16 protein-coding genes are annotated in these 18,240 nt (G+C 68.5%); 9 read left to right on the top strand and 7 right to left on the bottom strand.

Annotated features, from left to right (window positions below):
- Nucleotides 1-1,062: metallophosphoesterase (locus OR16_RS31075; protein ID WP_006162629.1), on the bottom strand; the 1,062-nt coding region annotated here is incomplete at its 3' end.
- 321 nt (nucleotides 1,063-1,383) lie between these two features.
- Here OR16_RS31075 and OR16_RS31070 point away from each other — a divergent pair.
- Genes OR16_RS31070 through OR16_RS31060 form a run of 3 tightly spaced genes read left to right on the top strand, consistent with a single transcriptional unit; the run spans nucleotide 1,384 to nucleotide 7,200 of the window.
- Complete coding sequence (locus tag OR16_RS31070; protein ID WP_006162628.1) at nucleotides 1,384-2,580, top strand: efflux RND transporter periplasmic adaptor subunit; 1,197 nt, start codon at nucleotides 1,384-1,386, stop codon at nucleotides 2,578-2,580.
- A gap of 13 nt (nucleotides 2,581-2,593) precedes the next feature.
- A complete protein-coding gene (locus OR16_RS31065; protein ID WP_006162627.1) occupies nucleotides 2,594-5,758 on the top strand; it encodes an efflux RND transporter permease subunit in 3,165 nt (1,054 codons plus the stop codon).
- Nucleotides 5,755-7,200 (top strand): efflux transporter outer membrane subunit, encoded by a 1,446-nt coding sequence (locus tag OR16_RS31060; protein WP_006162626.1) that lies wholly within the window; start codon nucleotides 5,755-5,757, stop codon nucleotides 7,198-7,200. Before OR16_RS31065 ends, OR16_RS31060 begins: the two co-directional genes overlap by 4 nt.
- 32 nt (nucleotides 7,201-7,232) lie before the next feature.
- Here the strand turns inward: OR16_RS31060 and OR16_RS46600 are convergent, their stop codons facing one another.
- From OR16_RS46600 to OR16_RS31045, 4 genes are all read right to left on the bottom strand, one after another.
- Nucleotides 7,233-7,958, bottom strand: a complete 726-nt coding sequence (locus tag OR16_RS46600; RefSeq protein ID WP_237717291.1) for an MATE family efflux transporter — start codon at nucleotides 7,956-7,958, stop codon at nucleotides 7,233-7,235.
- An 87-nt stretch (nucleotides 7,959-8,045) separates the two neighbouring features.
- Nucleotides 8,046-8,606: an MATE family efflux transporter gene (locus tag OR16_RS46595; RefSeq protein ID WP_237717290.1), complete on the bottom strand. Its 561-nt coding sequence runs from the start codon at nucleotides 8,604-8,606 to the stop codon at nucleotides 8,046-8,048.
- Nucleotides 8,603-9,139 (bottom strand): winged helix-turn-helix transcriptional regulator, encoded by a 537-nt coding sequence (locus tag OR16_RS31050; protein WP_006162625.1) that lies wholly within the window; start codon nucleotides 9,137-9,139, stop codon nucleotides 8,603-8,605. Before OR16_RS31050 ends, OR16_RS46595 begins: the two co-directional genes overlap by 4 nt.
- A 144-nt stretch (nucleotides 9,140-9,283) precedes the next feature.
- Nucleotides 9,284-10,216: a LysR family transcriptional regulator gene (locus OR16_RS31045; protein ID WP_006162624.1), complete on the bottom strand. Its 933-nt coding sequence runs from the start codon at nucleotides 10,214-10,216 to the stop codon at nucleotides 9,284-9,286.
- Between the two features lie 160 nt (nucleotides 10,217-10,376).
- Here OR16_RS31045 and OR16_RS31040 point away from each other — a divergent pair, with 160 nt between their 5' ends.
- The 6 genes from OR16_RS31040 to OR16_RS31015 all read left to right on the top strand — a co-directional run bounded on the left by OR16_RS31040 (nucleotide 10,377) and on the right by OR16_RS31015 (nucleotide 16,812).
- Complete coding sequence (locus tag OR16_RS31040) at nucleotides 10,377-11,306, top strand: SDR family oxidoreductase (protein ID WP_006162623.1); 930 nt, start codon at nucleotides 10,377-10,379, stop codon at nucleotides 11,304-11,306.
- The gene (locus tag OR16_RS31035; protein WP_006162622.1) at nucleotides 11,306-12,811 is read left to right on the top strand and encodes an acyl-CoA synthetase; all 1,506 of its coding nucleotides are present in this window, start codon (nucleotides 11,306-11,308) and stop codon (nucleotides 12,809-12,811) included. Before OR16_RS31040 ends, OR16_RS31035 begins: the two co-directional genes overlap by 1 nt.
- Before the next feature lie 87 nt (nucleotides 12,812-12,898).
- On the top strand, nucleotides 12,899-13,876 hold the full coding sequence (locus tag OR16_RS31030) for a Bug family tripartite tricarboxylate transporter substrate binding protein (protein ID WP_006162621.1): 978 nt from the start codon (nucleotides 12,899-12,901) through the stop codon (nucleotides 13,874-13,876).
- Nucleotides 13,877-14,049: 173 nt separating this feature from the next.
- Nucleotides 14,050-15,573 (top strand): chloride channel protein, encoded by a 1,524-nt coding sequence (locus OR16_RS31025; protein ID WP_006162620.1) that lies wholly within the window; start codon nucleotides 14,050-14,052, stop codon nucleotides 15,571-15,573.
- Nucleotides 15,574-15,846: 273 nt separating this feature from the next.
- Entirely contained in the window at nucleotides 15,847-16,047 is a 201-nt protein-coding gene (locus OR16_RS43165) for a hypothetical protein (RefSeq protein WP_192816469.1), read from the top strand.
- Between the two features lie 96 nt (nucleotides 16,048-16,143).
- The gene (locus tag OR16_RS31015; RefSeq protein ID WP_006162618.1) at nucleotides 16,144-16,812 is read left to right on the top strand and encodes a hypothetical protein; all 669 of its coding nucleotides are present in this window, start codon (nucleotides 16,144-16,146) and stop codon (nucleotides 16,810-16,812) included.
- Between the two features lie 48 nt (nucleotides 16,813-16,860).
- Here OR16_RS31015 and dapB read toward each other — a convergent pair whose 3' ends face one another.
- Both dapB and OR16_RS31005 read right to left on the bottom strand, forming a co-directional pair.
- Nucleotides 16,861-17,670 carry a 4-hydroxy-tetrahydrodipicolinate reductase gene (gene dapB / locus OR16_RS31010; RefSeq protein WP_043421874.1) on the bottom strand — a complete coding sequence of 270 codons (810 nt, stop codon included), beginning with the start codon at nucleotides 17,668-17,670 and terminating at the stop codon, nucleotides 16,861-16,863.
- A gap of 101 nt (nucleotides 17,671-17,771) precedes the next feature.
- Nucleotides 17,772-18,221, bottom strand: a complete 450-nt coding sequence (locus OR16_RS31005) for an Lrp/AsnC family transcriptional regulator (RefSeq protein ID WP_006162616.1) — start codon at nucleotides 18,219-18,221, stop codon at nucleotides 17,772-17,774.
- Nucleotides 18,222-18,240 lie beyond the last annotated feature (19 nt).

The raw sequence follows: 18,240 nt of genomic DNA, 5'->3' as shown, positions 1-18,240 counted from the left end.
GGTCCCCCTGCTCACATACACCCACATCGCCTCATGCCGGTTCAACCCGGCGGTATAAGGCTGCTGCATCGGCACGAACAGGTTCCAGGGCCAGAACTGGCCGCCGTGCGTATGTCCGGAAAGCTGCAGGTCGAAGCCCGCGGTGGAAGCAGCCGGCGCCGTGCGCGGCTGGTGCGCCAGCAGCACGCGCGCGGCCACTACCGCCGGGGCGCCATGCAGCGCGCGCGCCGGGTCGCTGCGGTGGCTCTCATCGAACCGGTGGGCGGAAAAATCGGTCACGCCTGCCAGCACCAGCGCTTCCTCCTCCTCCCCGATCACCACGTGCTCGTTCATCAGCACGCGCAGTCCGAGCCTGCGTAGTTCCGCGATCCACGGTTCGGCGCCGGCGTAGTACTCGTGGTTACCGGTGACGAAGTAGGTGCCATGGCGCGCCTTCAGGTCGCCCAGCGGGGCGGTGTGCGGCGCCAGCTCGCGCACGGTGCCGTCGACCAGGTCGCCCGTGATGGCGATGGCGTCCGGGGCCAGCCCGTTGACGCGGGCGACGATACGTTCCAGGTAGGCGCGCTTGATGGTGGGACCGACATGGATGTCGCTGATCTGCACGATGGTGAAATCGTGCAGCGAGTCCGGCAGGCCGGCGATGGGGACTTCCACCTCGACCACTTGCGCCAGCCGCCGCGCATTGAAGAGTCCCATCGCGGTGACCAGCAGCGCCAGCACCGGCACCGCGGCGGCGGAGCGGGGCGGCAGCCATGCCGGGTGCCAGCCGGCGATCGCGCTCACCAGCAGCACGACGTCGCGCGCCAGCGTCAGTATCAGCAAGGAAGAGAAGAAGCCCATGGCCAGCATGCCCACCCAGGTCAGCGCATCGGACCACGGCTGGTCCAGCCGCCGCGCCAGCAGGCCTGCGGGAATCAGCGGCCAGGACAGCGCCAGCCACGCCATGGCCAGTGCCTTGATGGCGAAGGACACCGGCATGTCGGGTAACAGGCGCAAGGCGATATAGCCGTGGAGCAGCCCAACCACGAGGGCGGCGACGAAAACGCTGGTGCGAGGGGGCATGCCACCTCCAGGGTGTGAGAATCGGGTCCGGAAGTTTCCGGTACTGATCTTGTTTTAGCGCATTCCGGCGACGTTACGGCATGGCGGCCGGCATCTGCGAGTTGTCGGCTATGCGCATCTATTTCCGTTTTGCGCATCAACCTTTCAAGTGAGGCCCCGCGCGAGCAGATTCAAGGGCCGACGGCTATGTCCGAAAGCACTTAATTCGCCGCCAAGAAAGATTGAATTGTTTGCATCACCTTTCAGGGGTTACCTTGCGTGACCAGTTGCGCATGCTTGCGGCAGCCGCCGCGGGCGCAGATGACTGCGGGAGGGCGGCAAATGAATCCGTCGGGTCGGCTGTTGGGCGGCGCGTTGTCGCTCGCATCGCTGTGGCTGCTGGCCGCTTGCGGCAAGCAGGAGGCGCCGCAAGCGGTGCAGCAGGCAGTGCCCGTGCAGGTCGTCAAGACCGTGGCGCAGGACTTGCCAATCACTTTCGAGTTTGTCGGGCAGACCCAGAGCGACCAGGCGGTGGATATCCGCGGCCGGGTCTCGGGCTTCCTGGTCAAGCGCGGCTATAAGGAAGGCGCCATGGTCAAGGCCGGACAGTTGCTGTTCGAGATCGACCACAAGCCCTTCCAGGCCCAGCTCGACGCGGCCAAGGCGCAACTGGCGCAGGAGCGTGCGCGGCTGGAAGTGGCGCGCGCCAACCTGGCGCGGGTCAAGCCACTGGCCGAGCGCAACGCGCTGTCGGCGAAGGACCTCGACGACGCCACCGGCAACTATCATGCGGCCGCGGCCGGCGTGGAGCAGGCGCGCGCGCAGGTGGAGGAGCAGCAGCTCAACCTGTCCTATACCTATGTGCGCTCGCCGGTGGACGGCGTGTCGAGCTTCGCCGTGCTGCCCGAAGGCGCTTACGTGAGCCCCACCAACAGCCTGCTGACCACGGTGTCCACGCTCACGCCGATGCGTATCAATTTCAGCATCTCCGAGCCGCAGACGCTCGAGTTCCGCGCCGAGCAGGCCAACAAGCAACTGGTGCCGCCGCCTGACCAGCACTACGAGGTCACCGTAGTGCTGGCTGACGGCAGCGAGTATCCGCAGAAGGGCCGCATCACGTTCGCCGATGCCACCTACAACCAGCAGACCGGCACCTTCCTGGTCCGCGCGGAAATGCCCAACCAGGAAGGCGTGCTGCGCCCGGGCCAGTTCGTGCGCGTGCTGGTGAATGGCGCCAAGCGGCCCGCGGCCATCGTGGTGCCGCAGCGCGCCGTGGTCCACGGGCCCAAGGGCGACCTGGTCTTCGTGGTGGACAAGGACAGCAAGGCCACGCCCCGGCCGGTGACGGTGGGCGACCTGTCCGGCTCGATGTGGCGGATCTCCCAGGGCCTGGGACCCGGCGAGACGGTGGTGGTGGATGGTGCGAGCAAGATCGCGCCGGGTGCAACGGTGAAGATTACCGGCGAGGCCCCGCCCGCCGCCGTGGGCGCGGGCAGCGTGCCGGCGCCGGCCTCCGCGCCCGCGGCCAAGTCATCCTGAAGCGGAGACCAATATGCTCTCCGCCTTTTGCGTCCAGCGGCCCATCTTTGCGGCAGTGCTGTCACTGATCATCGTCATCGGCGGCGTGGTGGCCATGTTCGCCCTGCCGATCGCACAGTATCCCGATATCACGCCGCCCCAGGTCACCGTCAGCGCCACCTACGCCGGCGCGGATTCCGACACCGTGGCCCAGACCGTCGCCGCGCCCATCGAGACCCAGGTCAACGGCGCCGACAACATGATCTACATGCAGTCGACGTCCTCGCCCACCGGGTCGATGACGCTCAACGTGTACTTCGACATCGGCACCGATCCCGACACCGCGCAGGTGCAGGTGCAGAACCGCGTCAACCTGGCGCTGCCGCAGCTGCCCGACGCCGTGCAGAAGACCGGTATCAACGTGCAGAAGCGCTCCTCCAGCTTCCTGATGCTGATTGGCGTGTACTCGCCCGATGGCCGCTTCGACCAGCAATACATCAACAACTACGCCAACCTCTACGTGCTCGACGCCATCAAGCGCGTCAATGGCGCCAACCAGGCGCAGATCATGGGCTCGGCCGATCTCGCCATGCGCATCTGGCTCAAGCCGGATCGCATGGCGGCGCTCGGCATCACCGCGCAGGATGTGCAGCGCGCGGTGCAAAGCCAGAACGAACAGTTCGGCGCCGGCAGCGTGGGCCAGGCGCCCAACAGCAAGCCGGTGGAGTTGACCTTTCCGCTGGTCACACCGGGCCGCCTGACCACGCCCGCGCAGTTCGAGAACATCATCCTGCGCGCCGACAACACCGGCGCCGCGGTGGTGCGCCTGCGCGACGTGGGCCGCGCCGAGATCGGGCAGCAGCAGTACACGCTGCGCTCCGCGCTCAACGGCAAGCCCGCCACCATCATCGCGGTGTACCAGCAGCCCGGCTCCAACGCGCTGCAGGTGGCCAAGGATGTGCAGAAGGCGCTGGATGAGATGTCCAAGACCTTCCCGCAAGGCGTGAGCTACAAGGTGGCGCTCGACACCACCGAGTTCGTGCGCGCGTCCATCGACGAAGTGGTGCACACGCTGATCGAGGCCGTGATCCTGGTGGTGCTGGTGGTGTTCATCTTCCTGCAGAACGTGCGCGCCACCATCATCCCGGTGGTGGCGGTGTTCGTCTCGATCTTCGGCACGTTTGCCGGGCTGCTGGCGCTGGGCTTCTCGATCAACCTGCTGACCTTGTTCGCGCTGGTGCTGGCGATCGGCATCGTGGTCGACGATGCCATCGTGGTGGTGGAGAATGTGGAGCGCAACATGGCGGAGTTCAACCTCTCGCCAAAGGAAGCCACGCTGCGCGCGATGAAGGAAGTGACCGGCCCGGTGATCGCCATCGTGCTGGTGCTGTCCGCGGTGTTCATCCCGGTGGCCTTTGTCTCCGGCACCACCGGGCAGCTCTACCGGCAGTTCGCGCTGACCATCGTGGTGTCGGTGGTGCTGTCCGGTTTCGTCGCGCTGACCTTGTCGCCGGCGCTCGCCGCGCTGATCCTCAAGCCCGGGCATCATGAGCCATGGCGCGGCTTTGTCTGGTTCAACAAACGCTTTGACTGGCTGGTGGAGCACTACGGCAACTGGGTGCGCATCGTCATGCGCCGCTCGGTGGTGGCGCTGCTGTGCTTCGGCCTGATGCTGCTGGCGGTGTGGCAGCTGTTCGGCCGGATTCCCACGGCCTTCGTGCCGTCCGAGGATCAGGGCTATGTGCTGGTGGCGGTGATGATGCCGGACTCCGCCAGCCTGGACCGCACCGAGAAGATCACCTCGCAGGTGGCCGCCATGTTCCGCGAGCATCCGGCGGTGCAGGACGCATCGGCCCTGTCCGGCTACAGCTTTATCGACAGCCAGTACAAGACCAATGCCGGCACCGTCTTCGTGGCGATGAAGCCGTTCAAGGAGCGCAACGAGCCTGACCTGCTCGTGCCGGGTTTGCTGCAGTCGATGACGCCGAAGCTGCGGGCGATTCCCGAAGCCATCATCATTCCGGTCAATCCCCCGTCGATCCCGGGGCTGGGCTCGCAGGGCGGCTTCGAGTTCTGGCTGCAGAGCCGCGGCACCGGCACCACGGCGGAGCTGGAGGCCACCACGCGTGCGTTCATCAAGGCCGCGGCCAGCCACCCGGAACTAGGGCGGCTCAACAGCACCATCCAGGCGGCCTCGCGCCAGATGCGGGTGGAGGTGGACAAGGAGAAGGCGGAGACCATGGGCGTGCCCATTGCCGACGTCTACGGCACGCTGCAGACGCAGTTCGGCTCGCTCTATATCAGCCAGTTCTCGCAATACAGCCGGGTCTGGCAGGTGATCCTGCAGGCTGAGCCGCAGTACCGCGCCAATCCGAACGACCTGCAGTTCCTCTACGTGCGCCAGCAAAGCGGAGCGATGGCGCCGGTGTCCGGCCTGCTCAAGACCACCTACAGCAGCGGCCCCGACCTGCTCTCGCGCTTCAATAACTTCCCGGCGGCCAAGATCACCGGCGACGCCGCGCCCGGCTACAGCTCGGGCCAGGCACTGGCGGCGATGGAGGCGGTGGCCAAGGAGGCGCTGCCGCCCGGCTATGCCTACGGCTGGAGCGGCGAGGCGTTCGAGGCGAAGAAGTCGGGCAACACCACGGCCATCGTCTTCCTATTCGGCATCGTGATGGTGTTCCTGATCCTGGCCGCGCAATACGAGTCGTGGTCGCTGCCGCTGTCGATCCTGAGCGCGGTGCCGTTCGGCCTGTTTGGCGCACTGGTCGCCATCTTGCTGCGCGGGCTGTCCAATGACGTGTACTTCCAGATCGGCATGGTCACGCTCATTGGGCTGGCGGCGAAGAACGCCATCCTGATCGTGGAGTTCGCGGTGCTCAAGCAGAAGGAAGGCTTGTCGCACGCGGCCGCCGCGGTGGAGGCGGCCAAGCTGCGGCTGCGGCCGATCGTCATGACCTCGCTGGCGTTCATCCTGGGCGCGGTGCCGTTGTTCATCGCCAGCGGCGCGGGCTCCAACGCGCGGCATTCGATCGGCACCGGCATCATCGGCGGCATGATCGCCGCGACCACGCTGGCGCTGGTGTTCGTGCCGCTGTTCTCGTACCTGATCGGTACCGGCGTCGACAAGTGGGCCAGCCGCAAGGGGGCGCCGCCCGCCGCGGAGCCCACCAACCCGGCGGCGGGAGAGCCATCATGAGCGCCTCCCGCCTGCTGGTGGCCGCTTGCGCGATGGCGCTTGGGGCCTGCGCGCTCGGCCCGGACTACCGCCGCCCGGATGTGGCCCAGCCGCAGCAGTACCGCCTGGACACCGGCGCGCTGACGGTGGCCGCGGATAGCGCGTGGTGGGACAGCTTCGGCGATCCCGTGCTGAACGCGCTGGTGGATGCCGCGCTGCGCAGCAACTACGATGTGCGCATTGCCGCCGCGCGCATTGACGAGTTTCGTGGGCAGTTGCTGGTGGCGCGCTCCGGGCTGTTCCCGCAGGTCGGGCTCTCCGCCGCTGCCACGCGCCAGCGCGTGGGCACCTTCAACGGCACGCCGTTCGCGTCGCTGGACGGGCCGCGCAATAGCTACCAGCTGCTCGCCAATGCCAGTTGGGAGATCGATCTCTGGGGCCGCATCCGCCGCCAGGCGGAGGCCGCGCAAGCCAACCTGTGGAACGCGGAATACGCGCGGCGCGGCGTGGTGCTGGCGCTCGCCGCATCGGTGGTGCAGGGCTATGCCAACTTGCGCGGGCTGGATGCGCAACTGGACGTGGCCCGCCAGACGCTGGACGCGCGCGCCCACGCGCTGGAGATCTTCCGCTTGCGCTATGCGGGGGGCGTGGTCTCGCAGCTGGAGCTTGCGCAGGCCGAGAACGATTACTACGCCACCGAGGCATCCATCCCGCCGCTGCGCAGCGCCATCGCGCAGACCGAGAATGCGCTGTCGGTGTTGCTGGGACGCGAGGCCGGGCCGATCGAGCGTGGCAAGTCCATCGGCGAGCTGCAGGCGCCGCCGGTCGGCGCCGACCTGCCAGCGGCGTTGCTGGCGCGCCGCCCGGATGTATTGCAGGCCGAGCAGAATGCCGTGGCGGCCAACGCGCTGCTTGGCGCCGCCGAGGCGCTGTACCTGCCGGCGGTGAATCTCTCTGGCTTGTTCGGCGCGGTGGCCGCCTCGCCGGGCGCGCTGTGGCATAGCGCTTCGCAAGTGTGGGGCATGACCGCCGGGCTGACGCAGCCGATCTTCCAGGGCGGCGCCATCCGTGGCCAGGTGCAGACGGCCGGGGCGCAGCGCGAGCAGGCGCTGCTGGCCTACCAGGGCAGCGTGCTGGCGGCGCTGGCCGATGTGAACAGCGCGCTAGCCAATGGCATGGAGACGCGCAACCGGCTGGGCAGTCTGCAAAAGCAGGAGCGCAGCCTGACGGTGTATGCCGACCAGGCCGGCGCGCGCTACGAAGGTGGCTACTCCAGCTATCTTGAAGTCACCAACGCGCAGGAAAAGCTGTTCGATGCGCAGCTCGCCGCGATCCAAGGGCAGGTCGATGTGTTGAACGGCACGGCGGCCTTGTACAAGTCGCTGGGTGGTGGATGGCCGGCGGTGCCGGCCGAGGTCAGGGACGCCGGGCTGGGCGGCGACGCGCGCCCCGTGATGCGCTGAGGCGGGCGGCGCGTGCGCCGCCCGCCTCAGTCTCAGCGCGCCGACCAGTTAGTGCCGCGCACGCCGAACGCCGTTACCACGCCGTAGGCGGTGATGCCCAGCGCCACGCCCAGGAAGTGCCCGTCCAGGCCCATGCCCGCCACGTTCGCCAGCAGCCAGCCGCCGCCGGCGGCCAGCGCAATGCGCGAGATGCCGGCCGCGATCGGCCAGCCCATGCGGCTCGCGCCCATCGACGCGAAATACAGCGCCATGCCAAGCCCGAAGCCGCCAAAGGCCGGCGCCACCCAGGACAGCGCGCGCGCGGCGATGCTGGCCACCTCGGCATCCTTGGTGAAGAACCCGGCAAAGGCCTCCGGCGCCAGCCCCACCGTGGCGCCCACCGCGCCCGCCACCGCCAGCGCCATCAGCGCACCGGCCCATGCCGTGCGGCGCGCGGTGGCCCAGTCGCCGGCGCCTACCGCTCGGCCCACCAGCGCGGTCAGCGCCGAGCCAACGCCGAACGCCAGCGGGATCATCAGGAACTCCAGCCGTGCCGAGATGCCATAGGCGGCTACCGCGGCGGTGCCGTAGTGGCGCAGTTCCGCGGTCACCAGGATGGTGGACAGGTTGGCCACCGAGGCCAGCGCGCAGGCCACCAGCCCGACCGACAGGATGCGGGTGAACAGCGCGCGCGACGGGCGGATCCGCAAGGTCGGCACGAACCCCGCGCCGCCCCGCAGCACCACCCAGGCCATGGCCAGCGCCGCCGCCCACGACACCGCGGCCAGCGACGCACCGATGCCGGCCAGGCCCCATGCCCGCCGGTTCGGCCAACGTCCAGGCCAGCACCGGGAAGACGATCCACATCAGCGACAGCACCCGCGCCGCCAGCGCATGGCGCCACCGCCGCGCAGTACCGAAGCCAGCGTGTTGGCCAGCCAGGCTGGCACCGCGCCCGCGCCGAACAGCCAGATCGCGTACGTGGCGGCCGCGTCGGCCGCGCTCTGCCCGGCCACCGCGCCCAGGATGCCGCGCGGGAAGCCGGCCATCGCCACGGCAAAGGCCAGCCCCGCCGTGACCGCGATGATGAGCGCGTGCAGCACCAGCGACGAGGCCTCCTCGCGCTTGCCCGCGCCCAGCGCGCGGGCGATGGCCGCCACCACGCCGCCGCCCATGGCGCCGGTGGACATCTGCTGCAGCAGCAAGGCAAAGGGCAGCACGACCGCCCAGCCCGCCAGTGCAGCCGTGCCCTGGCGGGCCGCCAGCCAGGTCTCGATCAGTTGCGCGCCTGCCTGCAGGAAGGCGATCAGGCTGGTGGGCGCGGCCAGCACCAGGATGCGGCGCATCAGCTCGCGCATCAACGGGTGCGCGGGAGCGGGCGGCGGGCGCCAACGCGGCGCCGGCCATGGCGCTGGCTTGCGGCTCATGCATGGCTCGGCTCCGCTTGGTTCGTCGACTGATCGTCAGTGGCAGGTTGGTCCGGTCCGGCGCCAAAGCGCCGCCGCAGGTGGCTGCCCGCGCCGGGGCCGGGGACCACGCGCAGGTCGTCCAGCGTCAGCGGGCTGCCGTCCGGGCGCGCCAGCGCCGGCGTGGCGATCTCCGTGCCGGTGCGCTTGTCCTGCAGCAAGGTGAGCGGGCCGCGCTCGTCGGTCATCCAGCGGTCGGCCCAGGCCTTCAGCGCCACGAAGGCGGGGAAGAAGTCGCGGCCCTTTTCGGTGAGGTGGTAGACATGGCGCGCGCTGTCGGGCGCCGGCACGCGCTCCAGCATGCCATGCTCCACCAGCGTCTTCAGGCGTGTGCTGAGGATGTTAGGCGCGATGCCCAGGTGGCGCTGGAATTCGTCAAAGCGGGTGCTGCCGTAGAACGCCTCGCGCAGCAAAAGAATGGCCCAGCGCTCGCCCAGCACCGCCATCGAGCGGGCAATCGGGCAAGGCATGCTGGCAAAGTCGGTATGTCCCATGGTCTCCTCTCGCGCGGCTTGCAGGGTTAGCTCGGTTTTTACTTTTGTTTTGCAAGCCAGTGGTTTCGGCGCATCTTAACTTGCAATTTGAAAGTTTGCTGGCGCGCTGCAAGCGGCATGCGGGGAGACCCCTGCCACAGCGGATCAGGGGGCGCACAAAGCGGCATCACCCCGGTCGCTGAAGACATCCAGCGCCGGAATCCGCTCGCGCAGGAAATCGATCAAGGTGCGCGTGGCCATCGACGGATGCAGGTTGGGTGTGGTGATGATGTAAAGCCGGCTGCCCAATCCCTCCGGTTTCCATTCCGTCAGCACCGGCACCAGGCGGCCTTCGCGCACATCTTCCCAGCCGGCGTAGACCGGCAGCAGGCCCACGCCATGGCCGTCGCGCACCGCGCGCATCAGGAAGGGGAAGTGCTCGGACTGCAGGTGCGGGCTCAGTTCCACCTCCTCGCGCTGCTCGCCGCGATCGAGCGTGAGCATGAAGCGCCGCGCGGGGTAGGGCGGGCACAGGAACTGGCAGCGTGCCAGGTCGGCCGGGGTTTGCAGCGGGCCATGGCGGGCCAGGTAGCCAGGCGAGGCGCAGAGTTGCCAGTCGATGGCGCAGATATCGCGCGCCACGTGGTCCAGCGGCGGCTGCGAGGTGACTTTGAGCGCCACGTCGATCTCCGCGGCGATCAGGTCCACCACGCGGTTGGCAAAGAACACCCGCAGCGAGATGCCGGGATGCTGCCCGGTGAATTCCAGCAGCAGCGGCGCGAGGAAGGTGTCGCCCAGCCCTGTCGGCACGCTCACGCGCACGTGGCCGCGCAGGGTGGTGCCCAGGCTGTCGATCTCGGCTTGGGCGGAGGCCACTTCCTGCAGGATGCGCAAGCCGTGCTGGTAAAGCGAGCGGCCCGGCTCGGTCAACTCCAGCCGCCGCGTGGTACGGCGCAACAGCTGCGCGCCGGCCTGGTGTTCCAGCTCGCGCAGCTGGCGGCTGACCTGGGAGCGCGTGACGCCGCGCCGGCGTCCCGCCTCGGACAAATTGCCGGCTTCGACGATGTCGACGAAGGCCTGGATCAGGTTGAGGTCCATCCGGGATTCCATGGAGAATTGTCGCGTATGGCGCAACATTGTGAGTCGCGATGAGGGAATTGTCGATACCGGGAGCCGGGGCTACAGTGACCATGCCCGCCGGATTGCCAAGGCGGGGCCAGGCCGGCGCGACGCCGCCCTGAAACAGGCAGGAGACACCATGTTCAAGAACGATCTTTTCGCCGGGCAGCGCGTGCTGATCACCGGCGGCGGCACCGGGCTGGGCCTGATCATGGCCGAACGCCTGGCCGGGCTGGGGGCGGAACTGCACCTGTGCGGGCGCCGGCTGGCGGTGCTGGACGAGGCCGCGCAGATGTTGCGCCACCAGCACGGCACCAAGGTCGTGACGCACGCGGTGGACATCCGCGACGCGGCTGCCGTCGACGCCATGATCGAGACCATCTGGACCCGGCACGGCCCGCTCGATTGCCTGGTCAACAACGCCGCCGGCAACTTCATCAGCCGCACCGAGGACCTGTCGCCCAACGCCTTTCACGCCATCTCCGACATCGTCTTTCGCGGTACCTTCTACACCACGCAGGCCGTGGGCAAGCGCTGGATCCGCGACGGCCATCCCGGCTCGGTCCTGTCGATCGTCGTGACCTGGGTCTGGACCGGCTCGCCTTTCGTGGTGCCGTCCGCCATGTCCAAGGCGGGCGTGGATGCCATGACCAAGTCGCTGGCCGTGGAATGGGGCCGCCACGGCATCCGCTGCAACGCCATTGCGCCGGGCGTGATCCCCACCGAAGGCGCGGGCTCGCGCCTGCGCCCGCAGGATTCGCAGCAAGACGCGATGAGCGGCCAGAACCCCACGGGCCGCATCGGCCAGCCGCAGGACATCGGCAACCTGGCCGCCTTCCTGCTGGCCCGCGACAACTCCTGGATCAACGGACAGACCATTGCGCTGGATGGCGGCGATTACCTCGCCAACGGCGCTTATTTCAAGCAGTACCTCGATTGGGGCGACGCCGAGTGGCAAGCCGCGCGTGAGCGCATCGCGGCTAGAAACGCCGCTGATCGCGCCGGCCGCACCGTCAACGCACCCACCCCTACCCATACATCGACATCTAGCCAGGCTGGAGATAACTGATGGCCGCTGACCTCTGGTTTGAAGACACCCACCGTACCGGCGCCGAACTGAGCGAGCGCGGCGCGCACCTGGCCGGCGGCCTGCGCGCGCTCGGCCTGGCCGAGGGCGACGTGGTAGCGGTACTGCTGCGCAACGACCCGGTCTTTGCCGATATCGTGCACGCCTGCCGCACCGCCGGCACCTATTACTGCCCGATCAACTGGCATTTCACCGCGGAAGAAATCCGCTTCCTGCTGACCGACAGCGGCGCGCGCGCCTTGATTGTCAACGCCGACCTGATGGACGGCGTGCGCGCGGTGGTGCCGGCAGGCGTGCCGGTGCTGGCCGTGGCCGCGCCGGGCCAGGACAGGCCCGCCGGCACGACCGACTATGAAAGCTGGCTAGCCACGCAGCAGCCCTACGACGGCCCGCGCGTGGCGCCGCGTGGCCACATGGCCTACACCTCCGGCACCACCGGCCGCCCCAAGGGCGTGCTGCGCGCGGCGCCGCCGCTGACCATGCTGGACGAGCAACTGGCGCGCATGCGCTCGGTGGTCGCGCAGACCATGGGCATCGTGCAGGGCACGCGCGCGCTGATGGCCGCACCGCTCTATCACAGCGCGCCGGGCGTGTTTATCCAGAACGCGCTGCAGCTCGGCGAGCGCCTGGTGCTGTGCGCGCGCTTCGATCCGGAACAGGTGCTGGCGCTGGTGGAGAAGCACCGCATCGACGTGCTCTACCTGGTGCCGATCATGTATGTGCGCATGCTCAAGGTGCCGTCCGAGGTGCGCGCGCGCTACGACCTGTCCTCGCTGCGCTTTGTCGCCTCGACCGGCGCGCCGTGCGCGCCCGAGATCAAGCGCGCCATGCTCGACTGGCTCGGCCCGGTGATCCACGAGACCTATGCCTCGAGCGAGGCCGGCATGATCACCGTGGCCACCCCCGCCGACGCCATGGCCAAGCCCGGCACGGCGGGCCGCGCGGTGGACCAGGGCGAAGTGCGCATCCTGGATGAGCACGGCGTTGCCTGCGCGCCCGGCGAGATCGGCCTGGTCTATGTGCGCCAGCCGGCCTACCCGGACTTCACCTACCGCAACAACGAGGCCGCCCGCCGCGCCATCGAACGCGACGGCCTGGTGAGCCTGGGCGACATGGGCTACCTGGACGCCGACGGCTACCTCTTTATCTGCGACCGCGCCTCGGACATGGTGATCTCCGGCGGCGTGAACATCTACCCGGCCGAAATCGAGCACGAACTGGTGCGCTATCCCGGCGTGGCCGACTGCGTGGTGTTCGGCGTGCCAGACGATGAATACGGCGAGCGCCTGCTGGCCATGGTGCAACCGGCAGCGGACGCCACGCTGGAAGAGGGCGCCATCATCGAATGGCTGCGCCAGCGCCTGTCCGGCTTCAAGGTGCCGCGCACCATCGTGGTGGAAGCGCTGCTGCCGCGCGACGATACCGGCAAGCTGGCCAAGCGCCGCCTGCGCGACAAGTACTGGGAAGGCCGCACGCGGCGGGTGTGAGCCGTATCCAACACCAAGCACCAAGCACCAAGCACCAAGCACCAAGCACCAAGCACCGGACATCAGAAAAACCAAGGAGACGACCCCATGCATAGCTGGAAAACCGGATGGCGCGCCTGGGCTGGCGCCGCCGTCTTCGCCTGTTCGCAGCTGGCGGCTGCCGCCTATCCCGACCGCCCCATCAAGCTGGTGGTGCCCTACACGCCGGGCGGCTCCACCGACCAGTTCGGGCGCGGGCTGGCTGACGGCATGAGCCGTGCGCTCAAGCAGACCGTGGTAGTGGAGAACCGCCCCGGCGCGGCCACCATGATCGGCACGCAGAGCGTGGCGCGCGCGCCCGCCGACGGCTACACCATGGTGCTGGCCACCAACGGCAGCATGGTGCTCAACCCGATGCTCTACAAGAAGATTGCCTACGATCCGCCGCGTGACTTCAGGATCTTCACCGTCGGCGCCGAGGCGCCACTGGTGGTGGTGACCAACAGCCACGTGCCAGCGACCAATATCCGCGAGTTCGCGGCCTACGCCAAGGCCAGCGGCGGCAAGCTCAACTACGCTTCGGTCGGCCTGGGCAACGCGCTGCAACTCGCCACGGAAATGCTCAAGACCGAACTCGGCATCTCGGTCACCCATGTGCCGTACAACGGCAGCGCACCGGCGCTGTCGGCGCTGCTCGCCAACGATGTGCAACTGATGGTGGACGTGGTCAGCACCTCGCTGCCGCACATCAAGGGTGGCAAGCTGCGTGCGCTGGCGGTTACCGGCCGCAACAGGCTGGAAGTGCTGCCCAATGTACCGACGGTGGCCGAAAGCGGTTATCCCAACTTCCAGGCCGCGACCTGGTTCGGGCTCGCGGTGCCGGCGCAGACGCCGCCAGATGTGGTGGAAAAGCTGCAGGCTGCCGCAGCGCAGGTCCTCAAGGACCCGCAGTTCCGCGCGACCTTCAGCGCACTGGGACTGGTGATCCAGCCGCCGCGCACCCAGGCCGAGATCGACCGCTACATCGAGGCGGATCGTGAGCATTGGGGCAAGGTGATCCGCGCCAACCACGTCAGCCTGGATTGAGCGGTGGCCATGCGGTCCGGGATTGGCACGTGACGGGTGCGTGACGGGTGCGTGACGGGGGTGTGATTTGCGCGCGGCAGGCTTGGCGGCGATCGGCGTATAGTTCCATCACGCCGTGATGAATCCGGCCCTCGGGCCAGTCATGGCGTTTCCTTGCCCACGCCTGCCGCTCCATGAACGACGCCGAGCCAAATCACAACCCACATCCCGAACAGCCCGATTCCGGCGACGTCTCCGACCGCGTCTCCGACCGCGCCTCCGACCGCGATCGGCTGCTGGCGCTGCGCCGCCGCGCCAGCAAGGCCGCTGGCCGCAAGTCGCGCCAGATGTGGCGTATCTCCCGCACCACCTTGCGCTACGCCGTCTTCATGTGTGGAGCCGGCTGCGTGGCGCTGTTCTCATTGATCTTCGCCTGGATTGCCGAGATCGCCCTGCGCTGGAACGCGCAGCTCACATCGGCCACGCCCTGGCTGGCATTCGTGCTGCTGCCCTTCGGGCTGGCCGCGCTGCGCTGGCTTACGATCCGCCTCGCTCCGCAGGCGCGCGGCAGCGGCATCCCGCAGGTGATCGCCTCGTTCGGCCTGCCTCCGGCGGGACCCGCGCAGACCCTGCTGGTGTCGTTCCGCCAGTCAATGTGGAAAGTGCTGCTGACCACCGGCGGGCTGCTGGCGGGTGCCTCCATCGGCCGCGAAGGGCCGTCGGTGCAGGTAGGCGCCGCGGCCATGCTGAGCTGGGGGCGCTGGTGCCAGGAGAAGCTGCGCTTTCGCATCGGCTTTCATCCCAACGCGTTGATTGCCGCCGGTGCCGCTGGGGGCCTGGCCGCCGCCTTCAACACGCCGCTGGCCGGGGTGGTGTTCGCCATCGAGGAGCTTGGCCGCGGCACGGCAGTGCGCTGGGACCGGCTGGTGCTGTCAGGGGTGCTGACCGCCGGTTTTCTCTCGCTGGCGATCCTCGGCAACAATCCCTATTTCAGCGTCAAGCTGGCGATCCTCGGCAACAATCCCTATTTCAGCGTCAAGACGCCGATCCTCGCGCTGCATGATGCCTGGGGGCCGGTATTGCTGTGCGCCTTGGTCAATGGCGTGCTCGGCGGGCTGTTTGCCAAGCTGCTGATCGGCGGCGTGCCCGCGCTGATGCCGGCGCGGCTGCGCGCGTGGCCGTTGCAGCATCCCGTGCTGCTGGCCTTCCTGTGCGGCCTGGTAGCCGCGGTGATCGGCTGGTCCACCGGCGGCGCCACCTTTGGCACCGGCTACGCGCAGGCTGCCGGCCTGATCAATGGCGAGCCGCACGCCACGCTGTGGTTTGGCGTGGCCAAGCTGGTGGCGACCGTGGTCTCGTATTTCGCGGGCGTTCCCGGTGGCATTTTTACGCCGTCGCTGGCCATCGGTGCCGGCATCGGCGCCAATGTGGCGGATTGGGTCGGCCACCTCTTCGGCGTCATGGCCGAGCCGCGCGTGCTGGCGCTGGTGTCGATGGCGGCCTTCCTGGCCGCCGCCACCCAGGCACCCATCACCGCCAGCGTGATCGTGATGGAAATGACGCGCTCGCAGGACCTCACCTTGTTCCTGCTGGCGGCGTCGCTGCTGGCCTCGTTCCTGGCGCGCCAGTTTTGCCCGCAGCCGTTCTATCACTACGTGGGCCATGCCTTCCGGCGCGAGGCGCTAACGGTCACGCGGAAAGCGGCCCCGCTCGCATAAGGCGAGGCCATGGCCATGGTGCAGGGCGCCGCTTTGTCTTACCATGGGCGGCGCCCGGGCCATGCACCCGGCGCTGTGTATCGGCGGCACGAGTGGATCCGTGCCGGCACGACGAACCGGGGAGCACAGATGGCCACAAATCGACCGCCGGGCAGTAACACCGCACCACGCCGGCAGCCGCAGCAGCCGCAGCAGCCGCAGAAGTCACAGAAGTCACAGGGTGCGCAACGTCCGCAAAGCCTACGGAAGCCGCATGGCAAGGAAAGCACCGCGTTGCGCGACCTCGGGCCGGACACCGTCTGGCATACCCGTGGCCTGCACGGCCGTACCCGTCAGCGCCCGTCACGGCCATCATCGGTGCGCTCGCCGCGCCCGCAGTTGCCGCCCAGCCGGGTGCCGCGCCTGCTGCTCTGGGGCTTGCTGCTGGTGCTGCTGGCGGTGCTGGCCAACGCGGTGATGAATATGACGCATTAACTCCCGGCAGTGTGGCTGCCATGCCATCTTGTGGCTGGCGGCAGGAACCACGCGCGCGCGGGGCGCTCCAATCCGGAGCTTTTCTCAGGAGTCTGGATGAAATACCCCCTCGCCGGGCTGGCCGTTGCCAGCCTGCTGCTGGTTTCACCTTGGGCCGGCGCCGCCCCCAAGGATGGCGCCGCCGACAAACTGGCGCCGATGCTGGGTAGCCTGGAGATCGGCAGCCCGCTGCCCACGCTGCCCGATTGCGCCGACAAGCGCACCCCCGACGGACGTGACGTGACCGCCCTGTGTGTCGAAGTGCGTGGCGATGGCGTGATGCGCCAGGTTGGCGTGCCGCGCGACAAGCGGCCCGCCTTCATGGACGGACCCCACGTGGTGGCCTTTGTCGACGGTAATGCGCTGGTTGGCGTGATCGTGCCGACCGACGGCGTGCGCTCCGAGAAAGACGCGGTGGACAGCCTCACCGCGCGCTACGGCAAGCCGTTCCGTTCCGAGCAGGTGAAGATGAAGGACAAGGCCGGCCAGCCGGTCACCAGCCTGCATGCCGGCTGGATGAGAAAGCCGCTGACCGTCGAGCTCTACGCCATTCCGGAGGATCCCAATACTGGCACCATCGAACTCCTGCTGCCCCAGGCCCGCATCTTGATGGCCAACCAGGACAACGCCATGGCGCAACAGCTCAACCCCAAGCCGGCGTCCGCCCCGCAAGCGGCGCCGAGCGGCAAGGCCGGGGAGAAGAAGGGGAAGGAAGGCAGCTGGTAGCGTTGGTGGCTTCGCGGCGCCTGGCGCGCCGCAAAGCGCGCAAAGTACTCAGAGCCCCTCCATGACCTTGTCCAGCCCGCGCACCAGGCCCGTCACGGTATGCACCTTGCGGATCGCCAGCAGGGCGCCCGAGACATAGGGCTTGGAGCCGTCGCCGGACTCGTGCTTCAGGTGCAGGCGCTGCCCGTCGGCGCCGAAGATCACCTCCACGCCAAGCTGGTAGCCCGGCAGGCGCACGGCGTGCACCTGGCTGCCGGACATCGTTGCGCCACGCGTCTCTTTCGGGCCTTTGACCTGGTCGATGGGCACCGCTTGCGCGGCTTCGCGGACCTGGCCCAGGCGATAGGCCAGCTCGCGCACGGTGCCGGAGGGCACGTCGATCTTGCCGGCCTTGGCGTAGTCGATGATTTCCCAGTGTTCCAGGTGGCGTGCGGCCATCTCGGCGAACTTCTGCAGCAGCACCACGGTAATGGCAAAGTTGCCGCAGGCCAGCACGCCGCGCCCGGCCTGGCGCGCCGCGGCATCAATCTCGGCATAGTCCTCGTCGGATAGCCCGGAGGTGCCCACCACCACGTGCGCGCCCTTCGCCAGCGCTTGCAGGATGTTGCGCTTGGCAATGTCCGGCTTGGTGTATTCCACATAAACGTCGAAGGCGCCTTGCGCCAGCTCGTCGATGCTGGCCACCGCCACGCCCGGCGTGCCCTTGTGCGCGGTCAGCGCCGCCAGGGTCTGGCCGGCCGCACCGCGCGACAGCCCGGCCACCAGCGTCATGTCGTCCGCGTGCGCCACGCCGCGCGCCAGTTCGCCGCCGGCCCAGCCGGTCACGCCGCCCACGGCGACTCGAATGCGATTGCTCATCGTCTTGCTCTCCTGATCTGGATGGTTTTCCGGGGTGCCCAAGCGCGCCGGGCTGGTTGCCAGGCTGTGCAGCATAAGCCTTTTGCGTGTGCGCCGCTGGCTCAGTCCGCGGCGCGGCGCCGGTCAATCTTGCGCGCCAGCACGATCGAGGTGGTGGTGTGGTTGACGCCATCCAGCGCGCCGATTTCGTCCAGCAGCTTGTCCAGCCTGGCATGGGTGTCGCAGCGGATCACCGCCATGTAGTCGACCGGGCCGCTGACCGAGTTTAGCTCCTCGATTTCCGGAAAGCGCTGCAGCGCCCGCACCACCGCGGGTGCGGTCTTCGGCATCACCGACATGCCGCAGAACGCCAGGATGGCGTTGTCCTCCATGACCTTGCCCAGCCGCACGCCATAGCCGGCGATCACGCCATCGCGCTCCAGCCGCGCAATGCGGGCCACCACGGTGGTGCGGGCAATGCCGAGCTTGCGCGCGAGGTTGGCGGCGTTCTCGCGCGCGTTGGCCTGCAGCAGGGAGAGCAGGTGGCGGTCGGTCTGGTCGAGTTCGGTCATGGGCGGGCTAGCGGCTGGA

This window comes from Cupriavidus basilensis OR16 (genome assembly GCF_000243095.1).
Taxonomy (GTDB): Bacteria; Pseudomonadota; Gammaproteobacteria; order Burkholderiales; family Burkholderiaceae; genus Cupriavidus; species Cupriavidus basilensis_D.
Note: the sequence above shows the minus strand (reverse complement) of the source record. Positions and strands in the feature narration are given on the sequence as shown.